Source organism: Enterobacter genomosp. S (assembly GCF_001631805.1).
GTDB classification, from domain to species: domain Bacteria; phylum Pseudomonadota; class Gammaproteobacteria; order Enterobacterales; family Enterobacteriaceae; genus Enterobacter; species Enterobacter quasihormaechei.
Window position 1 is genome coordinate 1 of record NZ_LVVA01000021.1, and the last position, 19,006, is coordinate 19,006.

General features: G+C 56.7%; 11 protein-coding genes. 7 read left to right on the top strand and 4 right to left on the bottom strand.

Annotated elements, in window-relative coordinates; genetic code table 11:
- The 6 genes from A3466_RS16825 to A3466_RS16850 form a co-directional block, all read left to right on the top strand.
- Nucleotides 1-1,388: fimbria/pilus outer membrane usher protein (locus tag A3466_RS16825; RefSeq protein ID WP_131797721.1), on the top strand; the 1,388-nt coding region annotated here is incomplete at its 5' end.
- 135 nt (nt 1,389-1,523) lie between these two features.
- Nucleotides 1,524-2,498 carry a fimbrial protein gene (locus A3466_RS16830; protein WP_120286601.1) on the top strand — a complete coding sequence of 325 codons (975 nt, stop codon included), beginning with the start codon at nt 1,524-1,526 and terminating at the stop codon, nt 2,496-2,498.
- A gap of 201 nt (nt 2,499-2,699) precedes the next feature.
- The gene (locus tag A3466_RS22900) at nt 2,700-7,025 is read left to right on the top strand and encodes an inverse autotransporter beta domain-containing protein (protein ID WP_165602761.1); all 4,326 of its coding nucleotides are present in this window, start codon (nt 2,700-2,702) and stop codon (nt 7,023-7,025) included.
- 186 nt (nt 7,026-7,211) lie between these two features.
- Nucleotides 7,212-7,574, top strand: coding sequence for a hypothetical protein (locus tag A3466_RS16840; RefSeq protein WP_063451543.1), 363 nt, complete (start codon nt 7,212-7,214; stop codon nt 7,572-7,574).
- A 186-nt stretch (nt 7,575-7,760) separates the two neighbouring features.
- Nucleotides 7,761-8,270, top strand: coding sequence for a phenolic acid decarboxylase (locus A3466_RS16845; RefSeq protein WP_063451544.1), 510 nt, complete (start codon nt 7,761-7,763; stop codon nt 8,268-8,270).
- 380 nt (nt 8,271-8,650) lie between these two features.
- Nucleotides 8,651-9,772 carry a YbdK family carboxylate-amine ligase gene (locus A3466_RS16850; RefSeq protein ID WP_063451545.1) on the top strand — a complete coding sequence of 374 codons (1,122 nt, stop codon included), beginning with the start codon at nt 8,651-8,653 and terminating at the stop codon, nt 9,770-9,772.
- On the opposite strand, the gene A3466_RS16855 is transcribed toward A3466_RS16850, so the two are convergent.
- From A3466_RS16855 to A3466_RS16865, 3 genes are all read right to left on the bottom strand, one after another.
- Complete coding sequence (locus A3466_RS16855) at nt 9,723-12,857, bottom strand: efflux RND transporter permease subunit (RefSeq protein WP_063451546.1); 3,135 nt, start codon at nt 12,855-12,857, stop codon at nt 9,723-9,725. The genes A3466_RS16850 and A3466_RS16855 overlap by 50 nt on opposite strands.
- A 9-nt stretch (nt 12,858-12,866) precedes the next feature.
- Entirely contained in the window at nt 12,867-13,931 is a 1,065-nt protein-coding gene (locus A3466_RS16860; RefSeq protein WP_063451547.1) for an efflux RND transporter periplasmic adaptor subunit, read from the bottom strand.
- Between the two features lie 74 nt (nt 13,932-14,005).
- Entirely contained in the window at nt 14,006-16,714 is a 2,709-nt protein-coding gene (locus tag A3466_RS16865; protein WP_063451548.1) for a cation-transporting P-type ATPase, read from the bottom strand.
- 488 nt (nt 16,715-17,202) lie between these two features.
- On the opposite strand from A3466_RS16865, the gene A3466_RS16870 reads away from it, so the two are divergent.
- Nucleotides 17,203-17,451, top strand: coding sequence for a DUF1158 domain-containing protein (locus A3466_RS16870; protein WP_063451549.1), 249 nt, complete (start codon nt 17,203-17,205; stop codon nt 17,449-17,451).
- Here the strand turns inward: A3466_RS16870 and A3466_RS16875 are convergent.
- Nucleotides 17,437-19,005 carry an alpha/beta hydrolase-fold protein gene (locus A3466_RS16875; RefSeq protein ID WP_063451550.1) on the bottom strand — a complete coding sequence of 523 codons (1,569 nt, stop codon included), beginning with the start codon at nt 19,003-19,005 and terminating at the stop codon, nt 17,437-17,439. The genes A3466_RS16870 and A3466_RS16875 overlap by 15 nt on opposite strands.
- Nucleotide 19,006: the final 1 nt, after the last annotated feature.

The following is a 19,006-nucleotide window of genomic DNA, read 5'->3' on the forward strand; positions in this document are numbered from 1 at the left end:
GCGGTGAATACCGTACCACCAAAGATAATGCGCAGAAGCCCTCATTTGGTCAGGGTACCCTGGCCTGGGGCGTGTCAAACACGCTTACTCTTTATGGCGGCATGCTGGGCGCAGATAACTATCTTGCCGGCGTACTGGGTGCGGGCTTAAGTTTTGGTGAGATCGGGTCGCTTTCTGCGGATGTTACCCTGGCCGACAGCAAGCTTAAACAGGACGAAGTCAGGCGAAGCCGTGGACAATCCTATCGGGTGCAGTATTCGAAAACGGTGACGACCACTGATACCACGGTAACGCTGGCCAGCTACCGATATTCCACCGAGGGGTTTTATACTTTTCAGGAGGTAAACGACTACGCCAGCCAGCGCTACAACAAACGAAGCCGACTACAGCTTAATCTTAATCAGTCCTTGATGAGCTGGGGGAGCTTTTATATTAGCGCCTACCAGCAGGACTACTGGCGACGGGAAGGGTATGAACGCAGCATCAGTACGGGCATTAACACCAGCATCAACGAGATCGGCTATTCGCTGAGCTACACCTACAGCGAAACCCCTGGCGTGGCGCAAAAGGATCAGATCCTCGCCTTCAGCTTGCAGGTGCCGCTCAGTAAATGGTTGCCGAAAAGCTGGGCCAGCTACAGCGTGAACGCCCAAAAAAAGGGCGGCGAAACGCATCAGGTGGGGCTGAGCGGTACAGCGCTTGCTGATAACAATCTCAGTTATTCGCTTCAACAGGGGTATACCTCATCGGGGAGCCAGTCCAGAAGTTCGGTCAGCGGCACCTATAAAGGCGGCTACGGCACCGTCAGCGCAGGTTATAACTACAGCCGGGATAACAGCCAGCTTAACGTTGGTGTGCAGGGCGGTATTGTCGCTCATGAAGACGGCATCACGTTCTCGCAACCGCTCGGCGACACCGTTGCGCTGGTGAAGGCCGAGGGGGCATCAGGCCTGAAGGTGCGCAATAATCCGGGGGTGAAAACCGACTGGCGCGGCTACGCGATTGTTCCCTATACCAGCGCTTATCAGGAGAACCGTATCGCTATTGATACCCGTTCGCTCGGGCCTGATACCGATATCGCAGAATCTGTGGTTAACGTGGTACCGACCCGCGGCGCGGTTGTGCGCGCAACGTTCAATGCCAGAACGGGCTACCGCGCGTTAATTAAACTGCGCTACAAAAATGGGCCCGTACCCTTTGGATCAATGGTCAAGCTGGAGAGCCGTGACGTGATGAGCATCGTTGGTAATGATGGTGAGGTTTACCTGAGCGGTCTGAATAACGGCGATCGTATTTCAGCGACCTGGGGTCAGATAAATTGCCAGACAACGATAAAACATGAAAACCGCCCCGGGGCTATTCAACGTATAACCGCGCTATGTCAGTGATAAAAAGTCAGAGAAGGAGTTATTGCGAGGATAGCTAACAAATTTTATACGCGGTTTTATAGATGAATATCGCTTCAGTGATGTTGTGGAAAAGCATTTTCCGCAACATTGCCAGACATAATTAAGGAATTCGCTGTGCGCACATTTTTTAAAATTATTATCCTCATTGCAGGCAGTTTTATCTCAGTTGATACTTACGCTTTATGTACAGCATCGGATGTCAACGTTAACTTCGATCAAAATATTCTTATTCAGCGGGATGTACCCGTCGGAAGTGTGCTGGGTTCGGTAACGGTTAGCCATCCCATCAACTGCGATGCGAAAGGTCAAACCACAGCGGAAGGGTCCTGGTTAATTCAGCTGGCACCAACAAATATTGACAATGGTGCTTCAGTGATAGCGGGCGTACGGGCCACAAACGTTGAAGGAATTGGGTTACGCTGGAAAAACTATTCCAGTACCACCGGGGCTACGGGCACCGTTACTAACGGTTCGCTGAACCTGAGCACCTGGCAGCGAGGCATATCGCAAAAAGGGGCAACCTTCAATGATACCTTTGAGCTGGTCAAAACGGCGTCAACGCCCAGGACGGGCATAATTTCCCCACTCGTCATTGCGATTCAGTACAGCACGCCAGTAAGTAAAAGCGTACAGCGACAGCCTCTGTTTAAATACCTTATATCAGGCATCAATACCAATACCGTTTCGTGTCTGGTACAGGATAGCAATTTAAATATTGATATGGGATTTGCCGTTGCCTCTAAATTTAATGGCGTTGGCAGTACCCAAAACCCAGTGAATTTTAATGTATCGCTTGATTGTGATGCACAAACATCTGTGAACGTAACGCTGGATAATGTCTCGGCACTTGCGGACGCCGCCAACGGAGTATTAGGCCTTAGCAGCGCATCCACTGCCAGCGGGGTTGGCATTCAGATTTTACATCAAGATTCTCCAGTGAAATTTGGCAGCATGATCAATCACACTACCACGACTTCGAATGGGGAAATCGTGAATATTCCATTTAAGGCTGCCTACTATCAGACGGACAAAAACATTCAACCCGGAACAATAAACGCTACGGCATCATTCACGATGACCTATCGATGATAGTTGGGTCTAAATACGTGGCAAAGACTTTTAATATAATTTAGCGCGCACGCTTATATAAATTATCAATGTCAAAAGTGCGCCTGTATAAGCAAGGGAGTAATAATCAATATGGTGGTCAGCTGCCTATCCCATTTTAAGCGAAAGCACGGGATGTACATTGTGCTTTTCATGCAGCCAGGACTGGCTGCGGGAAGTGAGATGAATACGAACGATCGCGCCATGACGGTCAGGGAGAGTGTCTATCGCGCGCTGCATGAGGAAGAAATCAGCCGTGAAGAAACCCTCTTCCGGGCAAGGGCTGGCGCAGGCGCTAAGCTGGCTCAAGTGCTGGGGCAGGACGCTTCCGCCGATCGCATCAGCGCCGTCGGCGGCAGCATGGCCTCAGGATTATTCAGCTCGGCCGTTCAGCAAAGCCTTTCTTCATTTGGCACGGCAAGAGTGAAGCTGAATTTAAGCAGCGCGCACCTTGACGGCAGTGAATTCGATTTTTTACTGCCCCTTTACGAAAACCGCAGCCATCTGTTTTTTTCCCAGACGGGGATTAGGCGGATCGACGACAGAACCATGGCGAATCTCGGCATGGGGTATCGATTCTGGCCTTCTGACTCAGCCATGTTCGGTGCCAATATGTTTTATGATTACGACGTCAGTCGCCAGCATAAGCGCCTGGGCACAGGTCTTGAATATGCACGCGATTTCTTTCGCGTTTCTGCCAATGGCTATTACCGGCTCAGCGACTGGAAGCGCTCGCGCGATCTCACAGACTACCACGAACGCGTCGCTAATGGCTTTGATATCCGGACAGAAGCCTGGCTACCGGGTTTGCCTCAGCTTGGCGGAAAAATTACCTGGGCTCGGTATTATGGCGATCAAGTCGGTATTTTTGGCCCGGATGATCTTCAGAAAGATCCTCAGCTGCTGACCTTAGGTCTGAATTACACCCCTGTCCCCCTGGCGGGAATTTCACTGCAAAAAACGGTTAACACGCGTGGCGGCGGTGACGAATTTTCCATAGGGTTGAACCTCTCCTGGCAGTTTGGTTTGCCGCTCAAAACGCAGCTTGATCCGGAGCGTGTTCGCTTTAACCGCACGCTGGCGGGCTCTCGCTATGATCTGGTGGACAGAAACAACGTTATTGTTCTGGAATACAAAAAGGATCGCCTGTTTTCCGTGGCTCCGCATCACAAGGTTTCAGGCGTTGAAAGCAGCCATCTCGCGTTAAACCTGGACATCTCTTCGCGATATGCCGTGGCCGGAATTGGCTGGCAGGGTCAGGATTTCTTCGCCGCAGGTGGCGATATCACCAATGTAAACGGCGCTTATGTCATCGTTCTGCCCGAATGGCAAACAACCGGCAGTAATCACTATCTGCTGGAGGGGCGTGCCATTGATGAAAAAGGCAACTTATCAGCGCCGTTCCGCGTTGAGGTGGATGTTTTGCCATTGGATGTCAAAATCTCGCTGGCAGGCGACCTCAAGGGTGAAGAGGAACAAACGCTGGCCCTCGGCCTTAATGTTCGCAGTACCGGCACCATCGGTAAAGTTGACTGGAAGGCACCGGAATTTCTTGCCGCCGGCGGCAAGTTTATCCAGACGCGTGCTCCAGAAGCGGACAATCTGAGCCTGAACTATAGCGTCGTTCTGCCACCCTATAAGGCTGGCGGTGAAAACAGTTATCCCATTGAAGTAACGGTGAGTGACAGCGAGGGGAACGTTTCTAACATCGCTTCAGCCCGGATCGTGGTTGAACCGCGCTCTATTGTGCTCACCGTTCCGCCAGAGGTGGAGGGTAACGAAGGAGAGCGTATTGCGCTGCCGCTGACGATTGATGCAAAAACCGCCGTCACCCGGCTCGACTGGGAGGCGCCCGAGTTTGTTGCCCATGGGGGTAAAGTCACCGTTGAAAAAGATAAAGTCTGGCTGGATCTGCCTGCATGGTCGGACTCGGGCTCCAACCAGTATGCAATTACCCTTACCGCAGGTGACGACCAAAACCACCGTTCCGCGCCGGTTACCGCCACGGTTTCTGTGGCTTCAGCGGCCATTAACCTTGTTCTTGATGAAAATCTGACGGGTAACTCTGGTGAGGAACTCATCGTTACGCCGCAGGCCAGCGCCCAGTCCAATATTGATCGCATCGAGTGGCAGGGTGAGGCATTTTTCAGCGCTGGCGGAAAAATTACGCAGGACGGCACAAATGCCTGGCGGTTCACCCTGCCCTTATGGAAAAAAGAGGGGGCCAACCGCTATTCCGTGCGCGCTGTCGCGTGGGATAAGTCTGGCCACTCATCGACACCGGTCACCCTGACAATTGTGGTTGAGCCTGGCGCGATTGTGCTCACCGTTCCGCCAGAGGTGAAGGGTGATGAGGGGGAGCGTATTGCGCTGCCGCTGACGATTGATGCAAAAACCGCCGTCACCCGGCTCGACTGGGAGGCGCCCGAGTTTGTTGCCCATGGGGGTAAAGTCACCGTCGAAAAAGATAAAGTCTGGCTGGTTCTGCCTGCATGGTCGGACTCGGGCTCCAACCAGTATGCAATTACCCTTACCGCAGGTGACGACCAAAACCACCGTTCCGCGCCGGTTACCGCCATGGTTTCAGTGCTTTCAGCGGCCATTAACCTTGTTCTTGATGAAAATCTGACGGGCAAGTCAGGTGAGGAGCTTGTCGTTACGCCGCAGGCCAGCGCCCAGTCCGGCATCGATCGCATCGAGTGGCAGGGTGAGGCATTTTTCAGCGCTGGCGGAAAAATTACGCAGGACGGCACAAATGCCTGGCGGTTCACGCTGCCTTTATGGAAAAAAGAGGGAACCAACCGCTATTCCGTGCGCGCTGTCGCGTGGGATAAGTCTGGCCGCTCGTCGACACCGGTCACCCTGACGTTAGAGGTGCAGCCTGTCAGCATTGCCGTTTCGGCGCCCGACACGCTGACCGGAACCGAGCAGGAAACGGTGGATACCACCATAAACGTGGTGTCAGAAGGAACCACCATAAGTGATGTCCAGTTCAGCGCGGAGGATTTCCTTGCCGCAGGCGGTAAGATTACCGGCACACTGCCTGACTATCATTTTGTCATGCCCGCATGGCAGGCAACGGGAAGCAACCACTACAACATCACGGTTACCGGAAAGGATCCGCACGGCAATATCAGCGAGCCGACGAAAATAGAGGTTGTCGTCAGCCAGGCGCCCTTCACCATCACCGCGGAGACGGCTGTCACGGGCTTTGAAGGCAGCACAACCGAGGTAACGCCGGAGGTTCAGAGCCTGTACGGCGTCGCAAATTACCAGATTGAGGCTTCTGCCTTCAAAACCGCCGGCGGCACCATTACGGAGAAAGAAGGGACCTTCATGCTGACCTTGCCGGGCTTTATCGTGGGCGGCGAAAACCGTTATCCCGTTACGATCCGCGCCGTTGACAGAAAAGGCACGGTATCCTCGCCGCTGGAGCTGAACGTTGTCGTCACCACCCAGCTACTTGATGCAAACGGTCAGTGCTCTGTCGTCGGTGGCGGAGAAGGCTATGCGAGCCAGATAGATAAAGACAGCGTGAATTATCAGGAGGCTACTGACTATGCCACACTAAAGGCGCTGGTCGATGCCGGCACCCCCTATATCTATATTCCCGGCGATGTTGAAATTGAATTACCGGTCCGGCAAAACGCGCTCTTCATCAAAAGCGGAACCACTATTTTTAGCGATCGTGGGGCAAACGGCAGCGAGGGAGCGCGCCTGAGTATTCCTTACATGAGCGAAGAAGAAAATAAATTCCCGATTATCATGATGGACAGCAATACGCGTATTTCGGGTATCCGATATGAAGGCCCTTACAAAGGAATCCTGACGAACAATACCACTATTGGTATCCAGACCGTTGAAGGCAGCCATAATGTTGAGGTCGACAATATGGAGCTCTGGGGATGGCCCTGGGCTGCGGTGAGCGTAAAAAAATCAACGAATGTGCGGGTTCACCACAGCTATATTCATCAGAATATTAAAAAAGAGCTCGGGTATGGAGTGGTTGTGCAAAACGGTAACGCCACGGCAGAGGTTGCCTGTAACCTGTTCAACAGTAACCGGCATTCAATTGCCGGAAGCGGTATGGCTGGAGAAGGTTACGCGGCGCACCATAACCTGGTGCTTAACGGCGGCGGAACCGGAGCTTATCATCAGTTTGATATGCACAGATATCAGTCAGCAGGCGCCGGTGCGTTTATGGAAGTAACGCAAAACTGGTTTGATTATGGGCGCTACGGTACCAGCAATCGCTCCTCAATTGGCGTGCGTGGTCAGCCTTCAAGAGGGCCTATTACCGTGACCGATAACTGGTTCAGTCAGCCCTGGAAAAATGGAACCCAGTATGCCGTCGCGGGAGAATATGGCACCTGGGTTCCTACCGTTGAATCAATACTGGCAACCAATAAATTCAGTGTTAAGTTCAACTATCTAAATAAAGGGAGCAACCAGTGCGTTATTGACTGGTTAAGTTATAGCCAGAGCATTAACTGTGCAGCGGTAAATTAACCGTGCACACGTGACACGCCCATCCACACGGATGCAGATTCGTAGTGAGTATGGGTAATGCCGATAACGCGCTGAGTAAAATAATAATACAGGGAGGTTCCCTGTATTATTATTGCGGCGGCTCATTGCCGTCCGGTCGTAGAAATTCCCGCCCTAAAGAGCGGAGAGATTGTCAAAGGATTTTCAATGTTCAAACACGTCAAAATATTTGTATTAACTTTTTTTTATTCAATTTCGTCGTATGCTTTATCCCTCGAAAATTCAGCTATCAGGTTGTTTTGCCCAATGCGCGGTCAGATCGAGGTCATCCTTCACCGCTACGAACACTCACAGGAATCATGGGGGGGAAATCAGTTTGAAACAGGAGCAGGACACTTTCGCAAGGGTTCACTTCTTATCTTCCCCTTTGCTAATCTTGACCAGATGATTTATAACCAGACCACCGGGCAATTTTCTTTCTGGTATGCAGACAGTGAAAAACTGGTACGCTGCCGCCTGATAACGCTCACAAATACTTACCCTGTCGATATACCTTATTTCCGCAATTGATGCCCCCTGTCCTAAAAAATGCCGGTCAATTTTCGCGGAGCCCAACCTAAGCTGCGTAAGTTTGAGATCATATTTTCACTCTACGGTTTACATGCTCTTACATACCTAAACGCTGTGTCCAATGAAAGCATCTATACTTTTATTTCACGTTGTGGGGCAATATCTAAGTACATCAGGAGATGTGACATGGCAGACTTTAATAAAGATGATCTCTCAGGTTTCACTGGTAAACACCTTGTCTATACTTATGACAACGGCTGGAACTACGAGCTTTACATTAAAAATGAAAACACGATCGATTACCGAATTCACAGCGGTATGGTCGGTGGCCGCTGGGTCAAAGACCAGCATGTCTACATCGTTCGTGTCGGTAAGGAGATCTATAAGGTATCCTGGACCGAGCCAACGGGTACTGATGTCAGTCTGATTGCCAATCTCGGAGACAAGCTTTTCCATGGAACCATATTCTTCCCTCGCTGGGTTATGAACAATCCAGAGAAAACGGTTTGTTTCCAGAACGATCATCTCGACAAAATGGAAGAGTATCGCAGCGCGGGTCCTGCCTATCCGACTGAAGTCATTGACGAGTTTGCAACCATTACATACGTCAACGACAGCGGTGTAAATAATGAATCTGTTATTAATTGTCCGCCTGACCAGTTGCCCGATAATTTTCCAGAGAATCTAAAAAAATAACTCTCGCGTATTGTTAATCTGATTTATTAAAAAGGCTGCTTCATTGCAGCCTCCATCACACTGTTTTTTCGTGCATTAAATCAGTCTTCCAATCCCCCCTCCCGCAACCCGGTACGCCGCAATAACTTCCCTGGTCATTCAGAAAATCCTTTTGTAGAGAGGGCGTGATTTGCCGTAGATTCAGCAAAGCGATTATTTTCATCCTTACGAATCAGATACGCTTTCTGCGGATGAATTAATGACGGTCGAACCGGAACCAATCAGCGCAATCGATGGAAAGTCAGACATAACTCACTCCCCTTTTGCACATATACCACCACGAGACGAGCGCGCCACGCCCATTGTCTATACTCAACACACAACAGACAACGGAGTGCGCCATGCCTTTACCTGATTTCAAATCGTCTGAACCCTACACCCTCGGCATCGAGCTTGAACTCCAGGTGGTTAATCCGCCTGGATACGACCTGAGCCAGGACTCTTCCGCGCTTATCGCTGCCGTCAAAGACGACATCAAAGGGGGCGAAGTCAAACACGACATCACTGAAAGCATGCTCGAAATCGCCACCGGCGTGTGCCAGAACATTGACCAGGCGGCGGCGCAGTTCTCGGTGATGCAGCAGAGCATCCTGCGCGCGGCGGCAGAGCATCACATCCAGATCTGCGGCGGCGGAACGCACCCCTTCCAGAAGTGGCAGCGTCAGGAAGTTTGCGCCGATGAGCGCTATAACGTCACGCTGGAGCGCTTTGGCTATCTGATTTTGCAGGCGACGGTGTTCGGACAGCACGTGCACGTCGGCTGCCGGACCGGGGATGACGCCATTTATCTCCTGCACGGCCTGTCGCGCTTCGTGCCGCACTTTATCGCCCTGGCGGCCGCCTCGCCGTACATGCAGGGCACCGACACGAAGTTCTCCTCGTCGCGGCTCAATATCTTTTCGGGGTTCCCGGATAACGGCCAGATGCCGTGGGTTAACAGCTGGCAGGAGTTCGAGGGGCTGTTCCGACGCCTGAGCGCTACCAGCATGATCGACAGCATTAAAGATCTGCACTGGGACATTCGCCCCAGCCCGCACTTTGGCACCGTCGAGGTACGGGTGATGGATACCCCGCTGACGCTCGGCCACGCGATTAACATCGCCGGGCTGATCCAGGCGACGTCCCACTGGCTGCTGACCACGCGGCCCTATAAGCATCAGGAACGGGATTTTCTGCTGTACCGCTTTAACCGTTTTCAGGCGTGTCGCTATGGGCTGGAGGGGGTTCTGACGGACGTGCATACCGGCGAGCACAAAACCGTGGCGGACGATATCGCCTGGCTGCTGGAGCAGGTTGCGCCGTCGGCCGAGAAGCTCGGCGCAACGAGCGCCATCAAGGAAATTGCCCTGCTGTTAAAGCAGGGCAAGAGCGAGGCGCAGCGCATGCGGGACTTCATCGCCGACGGCGGCTCGCTTATTTCTCTGGTGCAGAAGCACTGCGAGCTGTGGGCGACGAGTCCGTAAGACCGTGGCCCCACTCGCGCAGGCGCTGGAACAGCACGAACAGCGCGGGGATAAACACAATCCCTACCACGGTTGCCACCAGCATGCCGCTGAACACCGTGGTGCCAATGATGCGGCGGCTCTGGGCACCCGCCCCGGTCGCCAGCATCATCGGCAGAACGCCGATGATGAACGACACGGCGGTCATCATCACTGCGCGGAAGCGGCGCGATGCCCCTTCCCGCGCGGCATCGACAATCGCCATCCCGTCCATCCGCCGCGCGCGGGCGAACTCCACGATCAGAATCGCGTTTTTCGCCGCTAACGCGATCAGCAAGACCAGACCGATCTGCACGTACACGTCGTTGGCGTAGCCCGCCAGCCATAGCCACACCAGCGCCCCGCCGATGGCGAACAGCACCGAAAGCATCACGCTCGCCGGGAGCGTCCAGCTCTCGTACTGGGCGACGAGGAACAGCCACGCCATCACCACCGCCGCCAGCACAATCCATACCGCCTGGTTGCCGGTCTGCTGCTCCTGATACGACATGCCGCTCCAGGCGTAGTCGTACCCGGCAGGCAGGCTCTGCGCCAGAATTTCGCCCATCGCCGCCATCGCGGTGCTGCTGCTTACCCCTTCCGCTGCCGAACCGCTTACCGATACCGACGGGAACTGGTTGTACTGCTGAATAAATGGCGCGCCGACGGTCGGCGTGATGGTGACGAGGTTGCTCAGACGCACCCGCTCGCCGCTGTTGCTGCGCACGAACAGCTCGCTGATTTGCTCCGCGCGCTCACGCCACTGCATCTCGTTCTGCATCACCACGTGGTAAACACGGTTGTTGACGCTGAAATCCCCGGCGCGGGTGCCGCCGAAGGCGGTTTGCAGGCTGCTGAAGATGCGCGACACCGGCACGTCGAGCCGGGCCGCACGCTCGCGGTCAACGGTCAGCGTTAGCTGCGGCACGTTGCTGCTCCAGGTGGTGAACACGCGGCTCAGCTGCGGATGCTGGTTGGCTTTCGCCAGCACCTCACGCGTGACGCGCTCCAGTTCCGCCGGGCTCTGCCCCGCCTGTGCCTGAATGCGCAGGTCGAAACCGGAGGCATTACCCAGCCCCGGCAGCGTCGGCGGCGCGAAGGTCATGATGGTCGCTTCCGGCAGGGCCAGCAGCTGGCGCTGAAGGGTGCCCATCACCTCGTCCAGCGGCGGGCGCTCGCTCCAGTCCTTCAGCATGATGGAGATAAACCCGCCGTTGGAGGCGCTGGTGCCGTTAAGGATGTTAAACCCGGAGACCTGAATCACGTCTTCTACCGCCGGGTTTTTAGCGATCAGCGCGCGCGCGGTGGTCATTACCGCTTCGGTGCGCTCCAGCGAGGCCGCTTCCGGCAGCTGGACGCTGGCGAAGAAGTAGCCCTGATCTTCCTGCGGAAGGAAGCCCTTTGGCATCGACATAAAGCTGAACGCCACTACCGCCGCCGCGCCTGCGGTGGCCAGCAGCGCCAGCCACGGACGCCGGTTAAACACGCTCACTATCCGGGTGTAAAGCGTGCGCGTGGCGTCTAGCCCACGGTTGAACCCACGGAAAATGGCGGCAGGCTTCGCCGGACGCGGGCGCAGCAGCATCGCGCAGAGCGCGGGCGTCAGGGTCAGCGCCACCAGGCTTGAGAGCGTGACGGCGGTGGAGAGCGTCACCGCGAACTGGCGGTACAGCTCGCCCACGATCCCCGGCAGGAGCGCCACCGGCACAAACACCGCCAGCAGCACCAGCGTGGTGGCAATCACCGGCCCGGCGATCTGGCGCAGTGCCAGCGCGGTCGCCGCCGTGCGGCTCTGCCCTTCCGCCATCAGGGTTTCGACGCTTTCCACCACCACGATGGCATCATCCACCACCATGGTCAGCGCCAGAATAATGGCGAACAGGCTCAGCGTGTTAGCGGAGTAACCGAGCGCGTAGAGCACCGCAAAGGTGCCCACCAGCGACACCGGAATGGCGAGCGCGACAATCAGCGTCGCACGCCAGCTTTGCAGGAACAGGGACACCACGACCACAACGGCCAGCATGGTCAGCGCCAGCGAGACGCCAATCTCTTTAATGGTGGCGGCAACGAAGGTGGTGGTGTCGAATTTTACCTCGTAGACCAGGTCGTCCGGGAAGCGCGTCGAGAGACGCTCCAGCTCCGCGCGCACCGCGTCGGCCACGCGCAGGGCGTTGGCGGACGGCGTTGGGTAGATGCCAAGGTAAGCAGAGTCATGCCCGTTCAGCTGGGCGCCCGAGCTGTAGCTGCGCGAACCGAGCTCGATGGTGGCGACGTCCTTCAGGCGCACCAGCTGGCCCATCTCCCCGGCGCGAATAATGATGTCGGCAAAGTCTTCGGCCTGGCTTAAGCGCCCCAGCCCGTTGATGGTCAGCGTCTGCTGCTGGCCGTTGAATACCGGTGGCGTACCGATCTGGCCCGCCGCCCCCTGCACGTTCTGCTCGCGCAGCGCCTGCGCCACGTCATCGGTGGTCACGTTCAGGGCGTTCATGCGGTCCGGACGCAGCCAGATGCGCATGCTGTAGTCGCGCGCGCCGAACATCTGCACCTGCCCCACGCCGGGCAGACGCGACAGCGCCTCGCGCACCTGGGTGCTGGCGTAGTTGCTGACAAACAGCGGCGTGTGGGTGTTGTTCGGTGAGTAAAGACTTACTCCCATCATCAGGTTGGTGGCGCGCTTGCGCACCTGCACGCCGTTTTGCTGTGCTTCGGTCGGCAGCTGCGCCACGGCCTGCGCCACGCGGTTTTGCACGTCGATGGCAGCAAGGTCCGGATCGGTCCCCGCCGCAAAAGTGATGTTCAGGCTGTAGCTACCTTCATCCGAACTGGTGGACTCCATATAGAGCATGTGATCCACCCCGTTAAGCTGCGTCTCCAGCGGCGTGGCGATGGCCTCCGCCACGTCAGCCGAGCTGGCGCCCGGCCAGCTGGCAGAAACATTCACCACCGGCGGGGTGATCTGCGGATACTGCTCCACCGGAATGATCCTCAGCGCGATAGCCCCCAGCAGGGTGATGACCAGCGCAATCACCATCGCGAAGCGCGGGCGTTTGATGAAAAACGTCAGCATGATGGCTCCTTAATTGAGTATCTGGACGGCAGCGCCGGGCTGCACGCGCTGCGCGCCGTCGGTAATCGCTCGCTCACCGGTCTTCACGCCGGAGGCAATCTGAAACTGCTGGCCGATCTGCCCGGCCACGTTCAGCGGGCGCCTTTCGGCTTTGCCGTCGGCGTTAACCACCCAGGCGAAGAACCCGTCGCCGTTCTGCTGGACCGCGGCGGCGGGCAGCGTCAGCACCGGCTGCTCGCTCGCCGGACGCAGATAGACATTCACGTTGCCGCCGGGCAGCAGCTGGTGGCGCGGGTTAGCGAACTCGGCGCGCAGCATCACGCTGGCGGTGCGCGGATCGATGCGGTTGTCCACGGACGTCAGTTCCCCGCCGACGCGCTGACCGTTGCTGTCGATCAGCGCCTGCCAGGCCTGCTTCATGGCGCTGATATCCGCGTGCTGTCCGGCTTTGGTGGCAAACGCCCCCTCTTCCAGCGCAAAGGCGATGCGGATGGGATCGAGCTGGACCACCTCCACCAGCACGCCGCTGGCAGGATTCACCAGGCTGCCCACATGGAACTGGCTGTGGCCCACGCGACCGTCAATCGGTGAGGTGATGCGGGTGTAGTTCAGGGTGACGCTGCGGGTGTCGAGCCGGGCTTTCGCCTGCTCCAGCGCGGCGCTCGCCACGTCGCGCTGCATGCGGGCGTTGTCCACGTCGTGACGGCTGATAGCGTTGCTGCTGCCCAGACTTTCGAAGCGGGAAAGCTGCTGCTGCGCCTGACGCAGCGTGGCTTCGGCGCTTCTCACTTCGGCCTGCGCCAGACGCAGGGCGGCACGCGGCTCGGCGTCGTCCAGCTCAAACAGCACGTCGCCTTTTTTCACGTACTGCCCGTCGCGAAAGTTGATTTTCGTTATCACGCCTTCCGTACGCGCGCGCAGCTCAACGGTGTGAATGGCTTCGATGCGGCCCGGGATCTGGCGCTCGGCGGCATGGGCGGTCTGCTCCACGGTGGCGACGCGAACGAGAATAGCCGCGGCGAATGCGGGCGGCAGCGTGCAGGCGAGGAGTGCGAACAGAAGCGGGAATTTCATTAAGAAGTACCTCAGTGTTTTCCCCTCACCCTAACCCTCTCCCCAAAGAGGAGAGGGCCGGGGTAAGGTTTTCGTTATGCAGCCTTACGGAACCTGCGGGTCAGTCGCTTCTCGATTTCGACGATGAAGAACATCACCCCAGCCACCGCCAGCGTGACGAACCAGTAGCGCAGCGGCAGCGCTTCGGTGCCGAACAGCATCTGCATAAACGGCAGGTAGATAATCGCTGCCTGGAGCAGGAACAGTACGCCCGTCACCAGCCAGATCCCTTTGTTCGCCAGCAGGCCGCGGTTCAGGGAGAACCCTTCGGTGTTGCGGCAGTTAATCATGTACACCCACTGGGCGCAGACCAGCATCTGGAGCAGCACGGTGCGGATAAACTCCGCGCTGTGGCCGCGCGGGGCCAGCCAGGCTTCAAGCGCAAAGGCGGCGATGGCAATCATGGTACCGACGAAAGCCACGCGCCACACGGCGTAGGCGTCCATCACGTGCTGTCCGGTCTGGCGCGGCGGGCGGCGCATAATGTTGCGCTCGGCAGCCTCAAAGGCCAGGCCGAAGGAGAGCGTGGCGGAGGTCGCCATGTTCATCCACAGAATCAGCACCGGCGTCAGCGGAATGATATTCCCCGCCAGCAGCGCAATCACAATCAGCAGCCCCTGCGCCAGGTTGGTCGGCATAATGAACAGGATGGTTTTCTTCAGGTTGTCGTAAACGCGACGCCCCTCTTTCACCGCGCTGGCGATGGTGGCGAAGTTATCGTCCGTCAGGACCATGTCCGCCGCCTCTTTGGTGACTTCCGTGCCTTTGATGCCCATCGCGATGCCGACGTCCGCCTGGCGCAGCGCCGGGGCATCGTTTACGCCGTCGCCGGTCATGCCGACGATTTCGCCTTTATCCTGCAACGCTTTCACCAGGCGCAGCTTATGCTCCGGGCTGGTACGGGCAAAGATGTCATATTTCACCGCCGCTTCCGCCAGCTCGGCATCGTCCATTTTCTCCAGCTGATAGCCGGTGACTGCCTGCTCGCTGTTGGTGATCCCCAGCATCTGGCCGATGCTCATCGCCGTCTGCGGGTGATCGCCGGTGATCATCTTGACGCGGATCCCCGCCTGCTGACAGGCGTTAATTGCATCAATCGCTTCCGGGCGCGGCGGATCCATCATTCCGGCAATGCCGAGGAAAATCAGGCCGTGGCTCAGGTCGTCGTGCGTTAACGCCTGCTCGCCGTTCGCCGGCTTGAAAGCCGCAGCAACCATGCGCAGCCCCTGACGCGCATAGCGCTCCATCTCCGTTTCCCAGTACGCGCGGTTGAAGGCTTCCGCGCCGTTGCGCGTCTGCTGCTGGTTGCACAGGGCGAAAATGACGTCCGGCGCGCCGGTAATCAAAATCTGCTCCTCACCGCCAATCTGGTAGTGGGTGCTCATATACTTGTACTGCGAGTCGAACGGGATCTTGTTGATAAGGGTGGTCATCACCGGCGCGAGGTGGGCTTTCGCCGCCAGCACCTTCAGCGCGCCCTCGGTCGGCCCACCGGTAATGCCCCACAGGCCGCACTCGTCATGAATCAACTGGCTGTCGTTGCACAGGTCAACGGTGCGGAGGTACTGCTCGAGCACGGTGCCCGGCTGGATCTGTACCGGCTCATCGCTGCCTTCCAGGTAGATATTGCCCACCGGCTCGTAGCTGTTGCCGTCCACGCGGTAGCAGGTATCGGCAGTGATGATGGCTTTAACCGTCATCTCGTTCATGGTCAGGGTGCCGGTTTTGTCCGAGCAGACCACGGTCATCGCGCCCAGGGTTTCAACCGTCGGCAGCTTGCGGATAATCGCCCGCTTTCGCGCCATCGCCTGCACGCCCAGGGAGAGGATGATGGAGATAATCGCCGGCAGGCCTTCCGGTACGGAGGCGACCGCCAGGCTAATGAGGGAGAGCAGCAGCTCGCCCATCGGGATCTCGCGGAAAACCAGGCTGAAGACAAACAGCGCGGCCATCATCGCCAGAATAATGGCGAAGATGGCTTTGCCCAGCTTGTCCATCTGCACCAGCAGCGGGGTGCGGTGTTTTTCAATGCCCGCCATCATCTGGTTGATGTGGCCGAGCTCGGTCTCCTGACCGGTGGCAATGACCACGCCCACGCCGCCGCCCGCGCTTACCGTCGTACCGGAAAAGACCATATTGGTGCGGTCGCCCAGCGGTAATTCGCCGTTAAGCGGGTTCGTGTGTTTATCCACCACCGTGGATTCGCCGGTCAGGATCGCCTCTTCCACGCGTAAATTATGCGCTTCGATTAAACGCATATCCGCCGGAATACGATCCCCTGCGCGCAATACAATAATATCGCCCGGGACGATTTCCGTCGTCGGGATAGTTTCATGGTTGCCGTTACGAATTACCCGCGCCTCGCTGGAAAGCATATTGCGAATACTCTTCAGCGATTTTTCCGCGTTGCTTTCCTGAATGTGGCCAATTAGCGCATTGATGACCGCCACGCCCAGAATAACCAGCGTATCAACCCAGTGGCCCATTACCGCGGTTAATACGGCAGCCGCCAGCAGGACGTAAATCAGCACGTCGTTAAAGTGCGCGAGAAAACGCAGCCAGCCCGGCTTGCCTTTTTTCTCCGGCAGCGCGTTTGGGCCATGCTTTTGCAGACGCGCCTGCGCCTCGGCGCGGTCAAGGCCGCTGGCCTGGCTTTGGGTGTGGGCAAGCACCTGCTCTATGTTCTGCTGGTACGCCTGTCCGCCTGCGGGTGGCATATTCTGTGAGAAATTTTTTTTGGTCATGGTATTTTTCCTTCAATATCCGGTGGTCGGAAGCCGGAATTCCTTTCTGGCTTTAATTAATTCATTTTTAAGACTTGCGGGTTAAATTGATCTACCGCAATATAATGACGACAAGGTTATTCAAAACTGATTTAAATTATTTCGATACACTGATTTTTACAAAATATTTCTAAACCAACACTAAACGAGGAGGAACCATGTTTGGTATTTATCGCGGACGGCGCCTGGCGTTATACATTGTCGCAGCCATTGTTATTGCGACGTTAATTGGATATAGCACCTATAGCTTTGTAAAATTATTTTCGTAAAAAAGACGTTTATTTACATTACGCGATATTAATTTAATCGCATCGGCGTTTATATTCTTTTTTGGCTATTTATTCGCAGAATAACGGTGGGCTGTGTCTTAATTTTGCCAGCCGGGATGATATTGCTTTACGTTTCAGGATGCCGGACAATGACATTTTTAACTGACGATTAACATTACGATGAAACACCCGTTAGAATCGCTGATTACCGCGGGGGGCATTTTACTGATGGCCCTGCTCTCCTGCCTGCTGTTACCTGCGCCGTCACTTGGGCTGGCGCTGGCGCAAAAGCTGGTTCAGACCTTTCATATGGTCGATCTGAATCAGCTTTACACCATTCTGTTCTGCCTGTGGTTTTTACTGCTCGGCGCCATCGAATTCTTCATTCTGCGTTTCGTCTGGCGCCGCTGGTTTTCACTGGCGTCGTAGGCCGGTGAAATCGCGCATCCCGTGGATCAGCGCTTCGCACCAGGCCGCGTAGTCGTGGCCGCTGGACCACGGATGGAAACTGACGCGATAGCCTTTTTCCCTCAGCACCTGTTCAAAATCCTTCGTGGTGCGATAGATGCCACCGCCCGGCCCCGCGGTTTCAAACTTCCCGGCCTGTAACCAGAAGCGCACCGGATACGGCGGAGACTGTTGGTACTGACGCGTCAGCCAGCCGGGGGCTTCACCTTTTGGCGCCCACCAGTAGGAGCCGGAAAGACTCAGCACGTTGCCAAACAGCCGCGGGTAGCGTAGTGCCACCCAGGAGGAGGCGATTCCCCCGTAGCTTGACCCTGCCAGCACCGTTTTCTGCCGCTGCATCGCGATGCCCTGTCCGCGAAGCCACGGCAGCAGCTCGTGCGCCATGAAATCGGCGAAATCCGGGTTCGGCGGCAGTTCCTTGCCGCGTCGGGCATGATCGAGGCTGTCGATAAACACCACGTTAATGGGTGGCAGGTGGTGCCGGGCAATCAGGCCATCCAGCACGTTGGCAAAACGGTACTCGTCCTGATAAATTTGTCCGTCGAAAAGGATGAGCGTCCAGCGCGCGGGCTGTGCGCCGCGCGGTTTGTAGATCATCACTTCACGGGAATTGCCGAGGATAGTGCTGCTCAGCATCTGGCGGCTCAACGTTCCGTGCACCAGCGGCTGTGCCGTAGCCTGAACGGAGCAATAGCGCGCCGGGCTGAGATCGAGCAGGGATAAGCGATTCCAGCGATCCGCCTTCTGTTCGCCAAAGGTGTTCGGGTTAAGCGGATCGGCCTGCGCGCTCACCAGGATCGCGCGGCGCCTGTCGTGGGCAGAACCTTCCACGATCGGTACATCGGGGGCGAGCTTGTACTGCATCACCGTATCAGCGGGCACCACGTAGCTGCGAAACCAGACGTCGCTGTTGCCCAGGCGGAACAGCGGATCGTGATCCCCCGCCGGAGAGCCGAGAATGAAAACGTTATCGCGCGCGCCGCGCCACAGAAAGGTCACGCGCTTATGGTGTGCGTCTACCGGCTCCACCATCGGCGTGTCCTGCCGACGCTGCGCCTGCCAGAACGCCTCGGTACTGCCGCCGGCAGAAAGGTCGTTTGCCAGCGCCTTCAGCGTCGGGCTTTCAGGCGCCAGCCTCTGTACGCGCGGCAAGGCGGAGGTCTCTTTCATCCGCCACTGAAAACGCCACGGCTTTCCCGCTTCGCCGTGCAGCACCAGCGAGGTGCGCTCTTTCACCGGCAGGGCAAACAGCAGCGTGTGTTCGCCGTCGGCAGGCCCGCCTTCGACAAGCGTGCGAATGCGGCGATTTTGTCCGTCCAGCAGGCGCGCATCCGTCACGCCGTTTAGCGTGGCGGAAACGTAATTTTCACCCAGCTCGGGCAGCAAAAAGCAGACTTCGCCGCTGGCATCAAACTTTCCCTGAACATCCCCCAGCAGGGACGACTCCTCGCACGTGGCCGCCACCGCGGGCAGCGCGCCGATCCCCACCAGCAACCCACTCCATACGCTCTTCATT